The following is a 15,887-nucleotide window of genomic DNA, read 5'->3' on the forward strand; positions in this document are numbered from 1 at the left end:
GTGCTAAACTAACCTGTGCTGTACAGGCGCCTGTAGCTCAGGGGATAGAGCAACCGCCTTCTAAGCGGTTGGCCGCAGGTTCGAATCCTGCCAGGCGCACCACGGTTTTTTCGCTTGCAGGTTGGTCACACACGCTGACCGTAGCTCAGCTGGTTAGAGCGCCAGATTGTGGCTCTGGAGGTCACCGGTTCGAATCCGGTCGGTCAGCCCATACACTGGGGCGTAGCCAAGTTGGTAAGGCACGGGACTTTGACTCCCGGATTCGTAGGTTCGAGTCCTGCCGCCCCAGCCATAGCGGGAGGCTCCCGCCCTGGCGGGGGTCTTGCCCTGTCGGGCCATTAGCTCAGTGGCAGAGCACCCGCCTTTTAAGCGGGGTGTCGTTGGTTCGAATCCAACATGGCCCACCAAATCGCACCCTCCGCACCCGGCGGAGGGTGCGACTTCATTGTCGGGTACAGGTGTGATCCCATCACCTTGCTGCCGGCTGAAAAACTGTACGGCCCTGCAGCTGGCCCGGTCAGACGGAGACTGAGGAGACGCAGCGGATGTCCCCAAGCAGCCGCTTCAGGGCGGCCCTTCGATGCCACATGGTGAATAGAGCGTGCCATCGCCTGCACACCCTATGTGCGAGCAAAGGAGCGGTGGCGACGTGTTCATTGCGAGACTACTGGTGATCATCGGCGCCCTCAACTGGGGCCTGATCGGACTCTTCGGGTTCGACCTGGTTGCCTTTCTGTTCGGCGGCCAGATGTCGGTGGTATCCCGGATTGTCTACACGGCCGTGGGGATCGCCGGCGCCGTGCTCATCGGCGACCTGGTCGCGACCCGCCAGCGGACGTGACCCAACCGGGCTGCGCGCACCTCCGGTTCTCACCGGAGGTGCGCCTTGTCTTTGCTCACGGTACCGCCGCCCCTGTCGCTCCTCCCGCAGGCGCAGCGTTCCCGGGACCGGCCCCGGTGGCAGGGCAACGCCGAAAGAGAGAGAATTATATCAGTAATTCAACGCGCTTCGGGGAGGACAGCCCGCATGTCCGGTGGTCGTGCGCAGGTGATGGTTGTTGGAACCTATCACATGGACAACCCCAACCTTGACTACGTGAAAAGCAACTATAAGGACGTTTTGGATGAGAGGGTGCAGGAACAGATCCGGGACGTGGTGGCGCGGCTCTTGCGCTACCGGCCCACGCACGTGGCGGTGGAGGTCGAGCCCGGTCGGGTACAGGCGTTGCAGGCGCGCTACGAGGCGTACCGCGCCGGCCGCCTGGAACTGGGCCGCAACGAGATCGACCAGCTGGGCTTTCGCCTGGCCGAACGAATGGGCCACTCTCGCATCTACGGGATCGACTACAGCCTTGACCTGGACTTCGAGGCCGTTCTGTCAACGGCAGCCAGGCAGGGCATGACCCGATTTCTGGCCTCGTTCGAGCGCCTCACCGGCGAGGTGCGGGAGGCACAGGAGAGGGCGGAGTTGGAGGGAGGGGTTCTGGGGCTGCTCCGTTACCTCAACTCCGCCGATCACGACGCCCTGCACGGGGTGTACATGCAGATCGCCGCCGTGGGGGCGGGCGAGTCCTACGTGGGCGCACAGCTGGTTGCGGATTGGTACAGGCGGAACCTGTTCATGTTCAGCCATATCGCGGGCCTGCCCCAGCGCGACTCGGACCGGGTCCTGGTGCTGGTCGGTGCGGGTCACCGGCCGCTGCTCCGGCAGTTCATCATGCACTCGCCCGACCTGGAGTACGTGGACCCGCTTCCGTACCTGAGTTAGGGGGCCCGGAACCGCACCCGTGCCCGGGCCTGGCTTGCCGGTGACTGCCGGCCGGCGACAAGACCGCGAACAGCATGCAAATGGGCTGCAGGGATCGAACCCTGCAGCCCTTGTCTCTCCACGTGGTGCGAGAGAGGGGACTTGAACCCCTACGCCTTGCGGCACAAGATCCTAAGTCTTGCGCGTCTGCCAGTTCCGCCACTCTCGCAGGAAACAGACCGCAACTGTAATGTTACTGCACGGTCCGCAGCCCTGTAAAGGCCCACCCATGAGTAGTGCGAGTGGTGGAGACTGGCATGGCGTGGCGGCGGGATGGCGCAAGCTGCGCGGGCGACGCGGCTCACGGGTTAGATCGTCGCGTCCTTGTCCAGAATGGGCAACTGGGGCTTCAGGACGTCAGGATACTTGATGCCGGCGCCAGTGTTCAGCAGCACCACCCGGTCTTCGGGCTGCAGCCAGCCCTGCCGGCGGAGGATGCGGGCGGCGCCCACCAGCGATGCGCCCTCGGGGCAGATGAAGAGGCCTTCGCAACGGCTGATCTGCCGCAGGCCCCAGAGGGTGTCCTCGTCGGGAACGGCGACGCAGGTGCCGCCGGTCGCCCGGACGGCCTCCAGCACGAGGAAGTCGCCCAGCGCCTTGGGCACGCGGATGCCCTGGGCCACGGTGTGCGCGTCCTCCCACTTCTCCGAGACGTCTTTGCCCTCCTGATAGGCCTTGACGATCGGGGCGCACCCGGCCGCCTGGACGGCCACCAGGCGCGGCATCTTCACGTTCTCCGGCAGCCAGCCCATCTGGACCATCTCGCGGATGGCCTTGTAGATGCCGATGATGCCGACGCCGCCGCCGGTGGGATACAGGATCACGTCCGGCAGCGTCCAGCCCAGCTGCTCGGCGATCTCGTAGCCCATGGTCTTCTTGCCCTCGATGCGGTACGGCTCCTTGAGGGTGGCGGCCTCGAACCAGCCGTGGGCCCCGGCCGACCGGGCGATGATCGCGCCGGCGTCGGTGATCTGGCCGCGCACCATGTACGCGTCGGCGCCCACTGCGGCGGCTTCCAGTACGCTCATGGCCGGGGCGTCGACCGGCATGATGAGGGTGACCTCGACCCCGGCGCGGGCGCCGTAGGCGGCCCAGGCGCCGCCGGCGTTGCCGTTGGTCGGCATGGCGACCTTCCGGATGCCCAGCTCCTTCGCCCGGCTCATCCCGACGGCGGCGCCGCGCGCCTTGAAGGTGCCGGTGGGGTTCACCCCCTCGTCCTTCAGCATCAGGTTCGGCAGGCCCAGGGCCTCGCCCAGCCGGGGTACGGGAAGCAGCGGCGTCATGCCCTCGCCCAGGGTGACGATGTTCTCCGCGCTTCGGACGGGAAGGACTTCCCGGTAGCGCCACAGGCTGGAGACCCGGCCTGTGAGATTCTCGGGACGCACCGCAGCTCCGGCATTCTTCAGGTCGTAGCGGACCAGCAGGGGCCCCCCGCACTCGCAGAGGTTGATCACCTGGTCCGGATCGTAGGTCTTGTGGCAGCGGGAGCATTCCAGGTGCGTCATGTACGTCATGCCACTCGCCTCCAGTTTGGTGATTGGGCAGCTTTTCGCCCCTCATGCACACGCCTGTCTTCGCCGTCTGCCGTTTCCATACCTATGAACCTGAACGAATACCCACGGCGGTGCGACCTTCGCGTCGCCCCACCGAGTGGACCGGAGCGGCGGCAAGATCGCGGTCTGATGCGTCTGCACGACAGTTTTCGCCGCAAGCGACGCGGAGCCGGGCCAGAGGCGCACCGTCGCCCCGGCCGGAGGCGGTGGTGCAGCTCGTCCACCGGTTCCCGCCGGCCCGCGCGAGGACCTGCCGAACCTCGTCGCGGCCTGGGTGCGTCTTATAGTAGGCAGACGAGGTTCGTTGTCCCTGCGGCGGGCGCATGGTATAATAACCAAGTTGCAACCGTGCAACCTGACTGAAGACGAAGTATGTGGCCGACGGGGCCACGTACTGGATAATCGAGGGGGAAACCAGATGAAGGCGACCTGGGACAAGTTAGAAAACAACTGGATGCAGTTTGAAGTCGAGGTGGATGCCTCCGAATTCTCCAAGTCGATCGAGGCTGCGTTCAGGAAGCTGAACCAGCAGGTCACCATCCCCGGCTTCCGCCGTGGGAAGGCGCCACGGTTCATCTTCGAGCGCATGTACGGCAAGGAGGCGCTTGTCCAGGAAGCGGTCGAGCGGCTTCTCCCCCGGGCGTACAGCGAGGCGGTGGAGCAGGGGCAGATCGAGCCGATTGACCAGCCGGAGATCGAGGTGGTCCAGGCCGAGGAGGGCCAGCCCTTCATCTTCAGGGGGAAGGTGCAGGTCACCCCGGAGGTCACCCTGGGCCGGCTCTCAGGCTTCGGCATTGAGAAAACCGTGCCCGCAGTCACCGACGAGCAGGTAGAGGAGCAGATCAACGCCCTGCGGGAGCGCCTGGCCACCCTCGTTACCGATGAGGCCGGCGAGGTGGTTCAGGGCAGCTTCGCCGTCATCGACTTCGAGGGCTTCGTGGACGGCGAGCCCCTGGAGGGCGGCAAGGGCGAGGGCTATACCCTCGAGGTGGGCTCGAAGACGTTCATCCCCGGTTTCGAGGAGGGGCTGCTGGGGGCGAAGGTCGGCGAGACCCGCGAGGTGAACGTCACCTTCCCGGAGGACTACCGGCCGGAGCATCTGGCCGGCAAGCCGGCCGTCTTCAAGGTGACGGTGCACGAGGTCAAGAAGAAGGAACTGCCCGAGGTAAACGACGAGTTCGCCCAGCAGGTGAGCCCGTTCAAGACCGTGGAGGAACTTCGGGCTGACATCAAGAATCGTCTCACTGAGGCAGCGGAGGCCAGCGCGGAACAGGAGTTCCGGCAGCAGATCGTGGATGCCGTCACCGACGAAGCGGCGGTGGATGTGCCCGACGTGCTCGTGCACGACAAGATCCACGAGATGATCCGGGACTTCGAGATCCAGCTGGCGCAGCAGGGCTTCACGCTGGAGCAGTGGCATGCAGTGACGGGCAAGTCCCACGAAGACCTGCACACCGAGCTCCGGCCCCGGGCGGAGCGGTCCGTGAAGACCGCCCTCGTGCTGGCGGCCGTGGCGAAGAAGGAAGGGCTGACGGTCGCCGACGCCGAGATCGAGGCCGAGTTCGACCGGCTGCTGGCCCTCTACCCGAACCAGAAGGCCGAGGTGCAGAAGCTCCGCCGGAACGAGGCATACCGGGCCCGCGTGCGTGAGGACCTGCTGACCCAGAAGGCCATCGACCACCTGGTAGCGCTTAACACCGCTGCCTGATCCGGCCAGTTCCGGTATAGATGGTGGGTAGAGGAGGTCAGACTATGAGCTACCTGATTCCGTACGTGATCGAGCAGACCAATCGCGGCGAGCGGGCCTACGACATCTACAGCCGTCTGCTGAAGGATCGCATCATCTTCCTGGGTACGCCGATCGACGATCAGGTGGCCAACGTCGTGATCGCCCAGCTCCTCTTCCTGGAAAGCGACGATCCCGACAAGGACATCAACCTGTACATCAATTCGCCCGGCGGCTCGGTCAGCGCGGGCATGGGCATCTACGATGCAATGCAGCACATCAAGTCGCCGGTGAATACGACTGTCGTGGGGATGGCGGCATCCATGGGCGCACTGCTCCTGGCGGCCGGCACGGGGAAGCGTTACGCTCTGCCCAACGCCCGGGTGATGATCCATCAGCCTCACCTGGAAGGTGTGGGCGGACAGGTTACCGACATCGAGATTACCGCTCGGGAGGCTATCAAGACCAAGCAGATGATGGCCGAGATCCTCGCCTAGCACACGGGCCAGTCGGTGGAACGCATTCTGGCGGACACCGAGCGCGACCGGTGGATGTCGGCGCAGGAGGCGAAGGCCTACGGCCTGGTCGATGAGGTGCTACACCCCAGGGATAAGGCGAGCCGCTCCGCACGCTAACGAAAAGGGGTGGGGTAATGTTCAAGTTCACCGGTGAGGACAAGGGCCAGCTCAAGTGCTCGTTCTGCGGCAAGTTCCAGGACCAGGTGAAGCGGCTTGTCGCAGGGCCGGGTGTCTATATCTGCGACGAGTGCATTGAGCTCTGCAACGAGATCATCGAGGAAGAGCTCAGCGAAGAAGTCGATTTCGAACTCAAGGACGTTCCAAAGCCGGCCGAGATCAAAGCGATTCTCGACGAGTACGTCATCGGGCAGGAGCGCGCGAAGCGGACGCTGGCGGTTGCAGTGTACAACCACTACAAGCGCATCAACCTGGGGAACAAGCTGGACGACGTGGAACTGCAGAAGTCCAACATCGTCATGCTCGGCCCCACGGGCTCCGGCAAGACGCTGCTTGCGCAGACCCTGGCCAAGATCCTGAACGTGCCCTTCGCCATCGCCGATGCGACGTCACTCACCGAGGCAGGCTATGTGGGTGAGGATGTGGAGAACATCCTGCTCAAGCTGATCCAGGCCGCCGACTACGACATCGAGAAGGCCGAGCGGGGCATCGTCTATATCGACGAGGTCGACAAGATTGCCCGCAAGTCGGAGAACCCGTCGATCACCCGTGATGTGTCCGGCGAGGGTGTACAGCAGGCGCTGCTCAAGATCCTGGAGGGCACGATCGCCTCGGTGCCACCCCAGGGTGGCCGGAAGCACCCGCACCAGGAGTTCATCCAGATCAACACCACCAACATCCTCTTCATCTGCGGCGGCGCCTTCGAGGGCATCGAGAAGATCATCGCCAACCGCATCGGCAAGCGGGGCATGGGCTTCGGCGCCGATATCCGCTCCAAGAAAGAGGAGAACGTCGGCGAACTGCTGAAGCAGATTCTGCCCGAAGACCTCCTCAAGTTCGGGCTGATTCCGGAGTTCGTCGGCCGGCTGCCGGTTATCGTCACGCTGGATGCTCTGGACGAGGACGCACTGGTGCGCATCCTCCTCGAGCCGAAGAACGCCCTGGTCAAGCAGTATCAGAAGCTGCTGGCGATGGACAACATCGAGCTCGAGTTCAAGGAAGACGCCGTGCGGGCGATCGCCAAGGAGGCGCTGCGCCGGAACACCGGCGCCCGCGGCCTGAGGGCGATCATCGAGGACATCATGATGGACGTGATGTACGAGGTGCCCTCCCGCACCGACGTCACGAAGTGCATCATCACCAAGGACGTGGTGCTGAAGAAGGAGGAACCGCTCCTCGTCACCACCACCGAAGGCAAGGCGCGGCGCACGAAGAAGGAAGAGTCCGCCTGACGTTCAGCAAGACAGCGCCCCGGCGGTTGCACGGCCGGGGCGCTTTGCTGTCTGCCGCCCGGGGAGAATCCCCATGCCTGTCGCTCACCTCCTTCAAGTGCGGAACGTTCATCCAGCATTCTGACCCGCCGGCGGGCGGAATACTAGCCAGAGCAGCGGCAGCGCGCTGCGGCGAGATGCGGCTGAACGCGCCAAGACGGTGTAGGAGGAGGTTTCGCAGCATGGCCCTGGGCGGCATTCTCACGCTGATTCACCTGCTCTTCGCCATCGTGATCGGCCTCTACTTCTGGAACCTGCTCCGGAGCCAGCAGGGCAGCCGGCTCGCGGTGGAGCGCGAGTCCCGCAAGGAGCTGGAGAGGCTCAGGCGGATGAGGGCCATTCGGCTGACGGAGCCCCTGTCCGAACTGACCCGCCCCGCCAGCTTCGACGAGATCGTCGGCCAGCAGGAGGGGCTGAAGGCCCTGCGTGCGGCCCTCTGCGGGCCCAACCCGCAACACGTCATCATCTACGGGCCCCCTGGCGTGGGCAAGACGGCCGCCGCCCGGCTGGTGCTGGAGGAGGCCAAGCGTAACCCCGCGTCGCCCTTCCGGCCCGACGCGGCCTTCGTGGAGATCGACGCCACCTGTGCGCGCTTCGACGAGCGGGGAATCGCAGACCCGCTGATCGGTTCCGTGCATGACCCCATCTACCAGGGCGCGGGGCCGCTGGGGTTGGCGGGCATCCCGCAGCCCAAGCCCGGCGCCGTGACCCGGGCCCACGGGGGCGTGCTGTTCATCGACGAGATCGGGGAGCTCCACCCCGTGCAGCTCAACAAGCTCCTGAAGGTGCTGGAGGACCGCAAGGTCCACCTGGAGTCGGCCTACTTCAGCCCGGAGGACCCCAACATGCCCTCGCACATCAAGGACATCTTCGAGCACGGCCTGCCCGCGGACTTCCGCCTGGTGGGCGCGACCACCCGCCTGCCCCACGAGATCCCGGCGGCGATCCGCTCTCGCTGCATGGAGATCTTCTTCCGCCCGTTGCTTCCCGATGAGGTGGCCGAGGTGGCCCGGCGGGCGGCGGCCAAAATCGGGTTCAGCCTGGAGCCCGGCGCCGTGGACGTGATTCAGCGCTACGCCACCAACGGGCGGGAAGCGGTGAACATCGTGCAGATCGCCGCAGGCGTCCTGTGGGGCACGGGCCAGTTCACCATCCCCCGGTCCGAGGTGGAGTGGGTGATCAACTCCGGGCAACTCCAGCCCCGGCCCGACAGGCGGGTTCCTGCCAGGCCGCTGGTGGGCTGCGTGAACGGCCTCGCAGTGAGCGGTCCGAACATGGGGCACCTGCTCGAACTGGAGGCGGCCGTGCGCCCGGCCAAATCGCCCGGTCAGGGCGTGGTCACCGTGACCGGTGTGGTGGACGAGGAGGAGGTGGGCGGATACGGCCGCACCATCCGGCGCAAGTCGATGGCCAAGGGCTCGGTGGAGAACGTACTCACCGTGCTGAAGCAGTACCTGGACGTGGATCCCCGCGACTACGATATCCACGTGAACTTCCCGGGCGGGGTGCCGGTGGACGGGCCGAGCGCCGGCGTGGCCATCGCGACCGCAATCTACAGCGCGTTTATCGGCCGCCCGGTGGACAACCGCGTCGCCATGACGGGCGAGGTCTCCATCCGGGGCCTGGTGAAGCCGGTAGGCTCCGTGGTGGCCAAGGTGGAGGCGGCCCGCCAGGCCGGGTGCACCCGGGTGCTGATCCCGCAGGAAAACTGGCAGGAGGCATTCCGGGACCTGCCCGGCATCCGCGTGGTGCCGGTGTCGCACCTGGACGAGGTGTTCGCCCTCGCCTTCGCTGTTCAGGCCGAGCCCGAGGTGGCCGAGGCGGCGAAAGCGCTGCCGGAACCCCTGCCGGCGCCTGCGCTGGAACTTCCCATCCCGCAACCGGCCGTCTCGCTGTCGGGCGGCGAGTGCTGACGCAGCAGGGCCGCCGACCGGCTCACACCTGCGCATGCTCCGCCCTGTGCGGGTGAAAGCTAAGTCCCGTTCGGCTTCCGCCCCGAGAGGCGCACCTTTGGTGCGGAATGATCGTCTTAATATAGCATTACACTGACGCACGGGTGCCGCTACAGGGCGGAAGCCGGTGGCCGGCGTGGTTTGATATGATAGAATCGGAACGCGAGCTACTGCCAGGAGGTGAGACCGGTGGCCCAGAAACGCTCGGAGCAGCTGCTGAGCCTGCCCTTGCTGCCGCTCAAGGGGCAGATCGTCTTCCCGACCATGATCGTTCCGCTCGAGGTCGGCCGCGAGAAGTCCATGCGTGCGGTGGAGCAGGCGATGAACGAGGGCCGGCGGATGGTCCTCGCGATGCAGAAAGACGCCAAGAACGAGACGCCGACGCCCGACGACATCTACCTGGTGGGCACGCTTGTGGAGATCAAGCAGGTGGTCAAGGTTCCCGGCGGTACGTTCAAGGTCGTGTTCGAGGGCCTTTCCCGGGCGCGCATCGACCACTACGTCTTCGAAGATCCCTACTTCCGGGTGGCCGTGGTTGAGGTGCCCGACGAGGTCAGCCGGAGCGCAGAGGCCGAAGTGCTGATGCGCATGGTGATAAACCAGTATGAGCGATATGTGAAGTCCTCCAAGAAGGTGCCGCCGGAGTCGCTGGTGACGGCGGTCCAGATCGAGGAACCCGGCCGGCTGGCGGACACGGTGGCGGCTTACCTCACGACCCTGGACCTGAAGGACAAGCAGGCCGTGCTCGAGGCCTTCGACGTGGTGGAGCGGCTCGAGCGCGTCTCCGACATCCTCACCCGCGAGATGGAGGTCCTGGACCTCGAGCGGAAGATCAACGTGCGCGTGCGCAAGCAGATGGAGAAGTCGCAGCGCGAGTACTACCTGCGCGAGCAGATCAAGGCCATCCAGAAGGAGCTGGGCGAGCGCGACGACCGGGGCACCGAGGCGGAGATCTTCCGGCAGAAAATCGAGGAGCTGGGCCTGCCCGACGAGGTGAAGGAGAAGGCCCTCCGCGAGGTCGACCGGCTCGAGAAGATGCCTCCCATGGCCGCCGAGGCCGTGGTGGTGCGCAACTACCTCGAGTGGATCACCAGCCTGCCCTGGTCCGTCACCACCGAGGACCAGGTGGACCTGAAGAAGGCAGAGGAGATTCTCGAGAGCGAGCACTACGGCCTGAAGAAGCCGAAGGACCGCATCCTCGAGTACCTGGCCGTGCGCAAGCTGGTTTCCAAGATGAAGGGACCCATCCTCTGCCTGGCGGGACCGCCGGGCGTGGGCAAGACCTCCCTGGCCAAGAGCGTGGCCAACGCCCTGGGCCGCAAGTTCGTGCGAATGTCCCTGGGCGGCGTGCGCGACGAAGCCGAGATCCGGGGCCACCGGCGCACGTACGTGGGGGCGCTGCCCGGCCGCATCATCCAGGGTATGCGGCAGGCGGGCACGCGCAACCCGGTCTTCCTCCTGGACGAGATCGACAAGATGTCCTCCGACTTCCGGGGCGACCCCGCCTCGGCGCTCCTGGAGGTGCTCGATCCGGAGCAGAACCACGCCTTCGTGGACCACTACATGGAGGTTCCCTTCGACCTCTCCGACGTGCTCTTCATCACCACGGCCAACGTGGTCTGGAACATCCCCCGTCCGCTGCTCGACCGCATGGAACTGATCCAGCTTTCGGGCTATACCGAGGACGAGAAGGTGGAGATCGCCAAGCGGCACCTCCTGCCCAAGCAACGGCGTGACCACGGTCTCACCGAGGAGAACCTGGAGGTCTCCGAAAACGTGCTCCGCACCATCGTGCGGGAGTACACCCGGGAGGCCGGCGTGCGCAACCTGGAGCGGCAGCTGGCCACCATCTGCCGGAAGGTGGCCAGGGAGATCGCCACGGGCGATGCGCAGACGGTGCGGGTGACCACGCAGAACCTCCACTCCTTCCTGGGTGCCCCGCGCTACCAGTGGGGCCGCCGGGAGAAGGAGGACCAGGTCGGCGTGGCCACCGGGATGGTCTACACCGAGGTGGGCGGTGACATCCTGCCCATCGAGGTCTCGCTGATGAAGGGCAAGGGCCAGCTGATCCTCACCGGGAAGCTGGGCGAGGTGATGAAGGAGTCGGCCCAGGCGGGGCTCTCCTACATCCGCAGCCGGGCCCGCGACCTGGGGCTGGATGAGGACTTCCACTCGCAGTACGACATCCACATCCACGTGCCCGAGGGCGCGGTGCCGAAGGAAGGGCCGTCGGCCGGCATCGCCATGGCCACGGCCGTGGTCTCGGCGCTCACGCGGCGGCCGGTGCGGGCCGACGTGGCCATGACCGGCGAGATCACCCTGCGGGGGCGGGTGCTGCCCATTGGCGGCGTGAAGGAGAAGCTGCTCGGCGCCCACCGGGCCGGCATCACACACATCATCCTGCCGCGGGAGAATGAGAAGGATCTGGAGGAGGTCCCCGGCAACGTGCGCAAGAAGCTGCAGGTGCACCTGGTGGACCACATGGACGAGGTGCTGCGGCTGGCCCTGCTGGACGTGAAGGAGGGCGAGGAGCAGATCCTCCCGCCGCCCGACGCGCTGGGCATGGAGGACGCACATCCGAACAGCCCCGTGGTGTAAGAAGAGGCGGGAGGAACCGCGGCGTTCCTCCCGCTCCTTTGCGCTGATGGGGGCTCGCAAGGAGGGTTAGCGTGGCTGTCTTCGCTGAGTTTGTGCTGAGCGCCGCGTCGCCGGGGCAGTTTCCTGCGGACGGTCTGCCCGAGATCGCGCTGGTCGGCCGGTCCAACGTGGGTAAGTCGTCGCTCATCAACACCCTGGCGCAGAACCGCAAGCTGGCCCGCACGTCCAACACCCCGGGCCGCACGCAGACGCTCAACTACTACCGCATCTGGCCCGAGGGGAGGCAACGGGGCGGTGCCTTCTACCTGGTGGACATGCCGGGGTACGGGTACGCGCGCGTATCTGAGGCGCAGCGGCGCCAGTGGGCCAGGCTGATCGAAGGCTACCTGCTCACGCGGGAGACGCTGCGCGGGGTGGTCCAGGTGGTCGACATCCGCCACCCCCCCAGCAGGGACGACATCGCGATGCGGGAATGGCTGCGCCATCACGGCCGCGCGGCGCTCTGCGTCGCCACCAAGGCGGACAAGGTGGGACGCTCGGCCTGGCCGCGGCACCTGCAGGTGATCGCGCAGGACCTCACCCTGGCCCCGGAGGTCGAGCCGCTCGTTCTCTTCTCGGCCGAGACCGGGGCGGGGCGTGATGAGGTCTGGCGCTGGATCATGACGTGTGCCCGGTAGGCCCGGGCCCGGACAGGCGCATGTACTCCAATAAACTTCTTGGACATGGTACAATTAAACAGTGTTCGAAGGATCGGCAGAGTAGAGGAGTCTGGAGGAGAATAGCATGCGCCTGTCCCACCTCGTAAATCCCCTGCAGTGGAAATTCGGTATCCGGACCATCGCCACCCTCGTGACGTGGGCGTTCCTTCCGGTGGTGCTGGTCGTTTTTGTCGGGCTGCGCAGGCTCCAGGCCACCGCAGCGGCGGCGGGGTTGAGTGAGGCTCAGCTGAGCCTGCTGCAGTCGGAAGTGATCACCACCCTTCTCTGGGTTATGATCCCGGTGTTCGTCGTCGTCATCGGCGCGTCGATCCTGTTCGCCTGGGTCGTGGTCAGGCCCCTGAAACGCCTGCAGGACGCGATGGTCCGCATTGCGGCCGGCGACCTGTCGGTGACCGCCCTCCCCGTTACCAGCCGGGACGAGCTGGGGCAGGCTACGAAGGCGTTCAACACCATGGTCTCACAGCTGGCCGGCGTGGTGCGCACGATCGCTCAGGCGGCCGCCGACCTGGACGACGCGGCCCGGGGGCTCGATGAGAGCGCGCACCAGACCGGTGAGGCCACCGAGTCTTCCACCAAGGAAATCGAGGCCGTGCGGGCCATCGCGGCGAAGCAGGCTCAGTACGCCACCGACGGTGCGCAGGCCATCCGCGAGGTGGAAGAAGCGGCCACCCAGGTGGCTACCGCCGCTCAGTCGCAGGCCGGGGAGGTCGATCGGGCCGCCAACACGGTCCGGCAGATGGCAGAAGCCATCGAGCAGGTGGCCGAGAGCGCCGGGGTCGTGGCCGAGGCCGCCAGCCGGACCCGCGAGGCTGCGGAGCAGGGCGGGCAGGCGGTGCGCCTTTCCGCCGAGGGCATGAGCCAGGTGCGCGACCGCGTGCTGGACGCGTCCAATCAGGTGCGGGAGTTGAGCCAGTCGCTGCAGCAGGTGGATGAGATCCTGCAGCTCATCACGGAAATCGCCGGCCAGACCGACCTCCTGGCCCTGAACGCGGCCATCGAGGCGGCCCGCGTCGGCGAGCACGGCAAGGGCTTCGCTGTCGTCGCCGGCGAGGTGCGCCGCCTGGCCGAGCGGGTGCGCACGGCCGCCGGTGAGATTGCCGGCCGGGTGGAGGGCCTCCGGCAGAGCGCAGCGGCCGTCGTGGGTACGATGGAGGCCGGCACCCGGGAGGTCGAGCGGGGCGTGCAGCTCTCGGCGGAGGCCGGCGCCGCCCTGGAGCGGATCCTCGCCGCCGTGGCCGAGACCCTTAAGGAGGCGCAGTCCATCTCGGCCTCGGCCGAGGAGATCGCCGCAGCCAGCCAGGACGTGGTGAACGCCACCGTCCAGCTCTCGGCCATCGCCCAGGAGAATGCCGCCACCTCCGAGCAGATGCTGGCTAGCGCCCGGGCGGTCACCAACATCATCAGCGATCTGGAGGAGCAGTCGAAGGCCAGCCAGTCGGCCACGGAGTCGATGGCCGCCTCGGCGACGCAGGTCCGGTCCGAGGTGGAGAGGTTGGTCGGCTTGGCGGCGCGCACGGCGGAGATGGCGACCGTCCTGCGCAAGCAGGCGCAGCAGTTCCGGTTCTAGGCCAGCTGGCGCCGGCGACCGACGGGCAACTCGGCCAGGAGCATGCCGGCCAGCATCAGCGCCGCCCCGGCGTATCCGCGGGGCTCCAGCACCTCGCCGGCCAGCAGGTAGGCGAACACCGCTCCCCACACGGGTTCGGCGGCGTAGATGAGCGCCGCGTGGGTGGCGGTGGTGTAGGGCTGCAGCAGGTTCTGGAGCAGGAAGGCGGCGGCTGTGGCCAGCAGGCCGCAGACCACGATGGCGGGCACGACCCACGCGGGCGGCGCCCACCAGGAGACGCCCGGCACGCCCGGGCCGAGGGAGGCCCGCTCCCACAGGTGGAGCGCCGCGGCGAGGACGCCGGACGTACCCAGCTGGATCACGGCCAGTGCGATGGGATCGTGTCGGCCGGCAAAGCGGCTGACGCCCGCGACCTGCAGGCCGAAGGCGACGGCGCCCATGAGCACCAGCAGGTCGCCCCGGGAGGGCACCAGGCTGTCGTCCAGGGAAAGCAGGGCCAGCCCCGCCAGGGCGGTGACGACGCCGAGCCAGGCGCCCGGAGACGGCGGCTGCCGGAGCCAGATGACGGAGAGCACCGGGACGACGATCATTGAGAGACCGGTGATGAAGGCCGCCTTGGCGCTGGTGGTGTAGGCGAGGCCGAAGGTCTGGAACGCGTACCCGGCGAAGAGGAAGGCCCCCAGCAGGATTCCCGCCCACCAGGTGGATGCCGGCAGTCCGCGCAGCCGCCTCCGGAAGACGAGACCCAGCAGCGCCGTGGCCATCACGAAACGCACGGCGAGGAACCAATAAGTGGGCACGCCACCAACCGCCAGGTTGGTGGCGTTCTTGACCATCGGGAAAGTCGCCCCCCAGACGGCGGTGACTGCCAGAAGGATCAGATCGGCCTGCCACGAGTGGATGCGCAACCTGGTCAATCCTCCATTACACTGGATAGTTATCGTTCATATTAGCAAATACCGCGGTCCCAGTCCATCGACCGCAGCACGGCAGCCGGGCGCCACAGCACATTTTCCCTGGAGGGAGGCCGCCGTCGCCTGTCGAAGACCTGTGCCCTGAGACACCGAAACAGTTTAGATAGCAAGGGCGTGCGACAAACACCGATGGCGACGACGGACGGCTACCTGCCGGGTCCGTCCGCGGTGCGGCTGAGGCCCGTGGAGGCGGATGACCTGAGCCTGCTGCGCCGCTGGGACGAGGACCCGGTCATCGCGGCCCTGATGGGCAGGCGATTCGTGAACGTGGACCCCGCCGACTGGCTGCGCAACCTGCGTGGTGATCGGTCCGGCCGGATGTGGATGATCGAGTGGCAGGGCCAGCCGGTGGGGGAGGTGGAACTGGCGCAGGCCAACTACCGGGCGCGCACGGCAGAGATCCGCATCTGCGTGGGCGAGCGGGAGCTGTGGGGAAAGGGGATCGGCACGGCGGCGATGGCGTGCTCGCTGGACCACGCCTTCGGCCCGATGGCGCTGGAGATTGTCTACCTGCGTGTCTTCGCCACCAACCAGCGGGCGATCCGCCTGTACGAGCGGCTGGGGTTCCGCCCGGAAGGCGTGCTGGCGCCGAGCCGCCGGAGAGGTGACCCGGCCCCGGTCGTGCTGATGAAGCTTACCCGCCGGTGCTGGCAGCAGCGCCGCGAGCAGATCCTGGCTGGCTGAGCCGCCCCGGGCGAACGGAGTTGACAAGCGCTCCGCACAAACATATCATGGGCGTGTACCCACTGCTACCAGGCAAAGGCATTGACGCGGAGGAGTAACCGGCAGACCGCCCCCAGCGAGGGAACCCCGTCGGGTGCAAGGGTTCCCGGGTCAGGTTCCGGTGAAGTCGCCGCCGAAGCCGCATCCCCGAACCGGGCCGGGTGTCATCCCCGCCCGCTCAAGGGATGCCGGGTCCAGCCCGTTACAGCGCAAGAGCGCCCCCGCGTGCGGGGGAAGTAAGGTGGTACCGCGAGCCCCGGCTCGTCCTTATGGGACGGGCCGGGGCCTTTCACTTTGAGGAG

Annotated in this window: 11 protein-coding genes, 5 tRNA genes and 1 pseudogene; 14 read left to right on the forward strand and 3 right to left on the reverse strand. The window is 66.7% G+C overall.

Annotated elements, in window-relative coordinates:
• The first annotated feature begins 26 nt into the window (after nucleotides 1-26).
• From AB2385_RS08540 to AB2385_RS08565, 6 genes are all read left to right on the forward strand, one after another.
• Nucleotides 27-102, forward strand: a tRNA-Arg gene (locus AB2385_RS08540).
• A 32-nt stretch (nucleotides 103-134) separates the two neighbouring features.
• Nucleotides 135-211, forward strand: a tRNA-His gene (locus AB2385_RS08545).
• A 5-nt stretch (nucleotides 212-216) separates the two neighbouring features.
• Nucleotides 217-292: transfer RNA gene (locus AB2385_RS08550), tRNA-Gln, on the forward strand.
• A gap of 40 nt (nucleotides 293-332) precedes the next feature.
• Nucleotides 333-407: transfer RNA gene (locus AB2385_RS08555), tRNA-Lys, on the forward strand.
• 215 nt (nucleotides 408-622) lie between these two features.
• Nucleotides 623-841: a DUF378 domain-containing protein gene (locus AB2385_RS08560; protein ID WP_367654597.1), complete on the forward strand. Its 219-nt coding sequence runs from the start codon at nucleotides 623-625 to the stop codon at nucleotides 839-841.
• A gap of 186 nt (nucleotides 842-1,027) precedes the next feature.
• Nucleotides 1,028-1,768 (forward strand): DUF5694 domain-containing protein, encoded by a 741-nt coding sequence (locus AB2385_RS08565; RefSeq protein ID WP_367654543.1) that lies wholly within the window; start codon nucleotides 1,028-1,030, stop codon nucleotides 1,766-1,768.
• 123 nt (nucleotides 1,769-1,891) lie between these two features.
• Here the strand turns inward: AB2385_RS08565 and AB2385_RS08570 are convergent.
• Nucleotides 1,892-1,976 (reverse strand) — tRNA-Leu (locus AB2385_RS08570).
• Between the two features lie 139 nt (nucleotides 1,977-2,115).
• On the reverse strand, nucleotides 2,116-3,321 hold the full coding sequence (locus tag AB2385_RS08575; protein ID WP_367654544.1) for a threonine synthase: 1,206 nt from the start codon (nucleotides 3,319-3,321) through the stop codon (nucleotides 2,116-2,118).
• Between the two features lie 457 nt (nucleotides 3,322-3,778).
• Between AB2385_RS08575 and tig the strand changes: the two genes are divergently transcribed.
• The 7 genes and pseudogenes from tig to AB2385_RS08610 all read left to right on the forward strand — a co-directional run bounded on the left by tig (nucleotide 3,779) and on the right by AB2385_RS08610 (nucleotide 13,888).
• The gene (gene tig, locus AB2385_RS08580; protein WP_367654545.1) at nucleotides 3,779-5,068 is read left to right on the forward strand and encodes a trigger factor; all 1,290 of its coding nucleotides are present in this window, start codon (nucleotides 3,779-3,781) and stop codon (nucleotides 5,066-5,068) included.
• Nucleotides 5,069-5,112: 44 nt separating this feature from the next.
• Nucleotides 5,113-5,721 (forward strand): annotated as a pseudogene (locus tag AB2385_RS08585) (ATP-dependent Clp protease proteolytic subunit).
• 17 nt (nucleotides 5,722-5,738) lie between these two features.
• Nucleotides 5,739-7,013: an ATP-dependent Clp protease ATP-binding subunit ClpX gene (gene clpX / locus AB2385_RS08590; protein ID WP_367654546.1), complete on the forward strand. Its 1,275-nt coding sequence runs from the start codon at nucleotides 5,739-5,741 to the stop codon at nucleotides 7,011-7,013.
• A gap of 221 nt (nucleotides 7,014-7,234) precedes the next feature.
• The gene (gene lonB, locus AB2385_RS08595; protein WP_367654547.1) at nucleotides 7,235-8,965 is read left to right on the forward strand and encodes an ATP-dependent protease LonB; all 1,731 of its coding nucleotides are present in this window, start codon (nucleotides 7,235-7,237) and stop codon (nucleotides 8,963-8,965) included.
• A gap of 228 nt (nucleotides 8,966-9,193) precedes the next feature.
• Nucleotides 9,194-11,602 carry an endopeptidase La gene (lon, locus tag AB2385_RS08600; RefSeq protein WP_367654548.1) on the forward strand — a complete coding sequence of 803 codons (2,409 nt, stop codon included), beginning with the start codon at nucleotides 9,194-9,196 and terminating at the stop codon, nucleotides 11,600-11,602.
• 71 nt (nucleotides 11,603-11,673) lie between these two features.
• On the forward strand, nucleotides 11,674-12,279 hold the full coding sequence (yihA, locus tag AB2385_RS08605; RefSeq protein WP_367654549.1) for a ribosome biogenesis GTP-binding protein YihA/YsxC: 606 nt from the start codon (nucleotides 11,674-11,676) through the stop codon (nucleotides 12,277-12,279).
• 106 nt (nucleotides 12,280-12,385) lie between these two features.
• The gene (locus AB2385_RS08610; protein ID WP_367654550.1) at nucleotides 12,386-13,888 is read left to right on the forward strand and encodes a methyl-accepting chemotaxis protein; all 1,503 of its coding nucleotides are present in this window, start codon (nucleotides 12,386-12,388) and stop codon (nucleotides 13,886-13,888) included.
• On the opposite strand, the gene AB2385_RS08615 is transcribed toward AB2385_RS08610, so the two are convergent.
• Nucleotides 13,885-14,796, reverse strand: coding sequence for a DMT family transporter (locus AB2385_RS08615; protein WP_367654551.1), 912 nt, complete (start codon nucleotides 14,794-14,796; stop codon nucleotides 13,885-13,887). The two genes, AB2385_RS08610 and AB2385_RS08615, sit on opposite strands and share 4 nt — an antisense overlap.
• Before the next feature lie 195 nt (nucleotides 14,797-14,991).
• Between AB2385_RS08615 and AB2385_RS08620 the strand changes: the two genes are divergently transcribed.
• Nucleotides 14,992-15,546: a GNAT family N-acetyltransferase gene (locus AB2385_RS08620; RefSeq protein WP_367654552.1), complete on the forward strand. Its 555-nt coding sequence runs from the start codon at nucleotides 14,992-14,994 to the stop codon at nucleotides 15,544-15,546.
• The last annotated feature ends 341 nt before the right edge of the window (nucleotides 15,547-15,887 follow it).

The organism is Symbiobacterium sp. (genome assembly GCF_040797425.1).
GTDB lineage: Bacteria > Bacillota > Sulfobacillia > Symbiobacteriales > Symbiobacteriaceae > Symbiobacterium.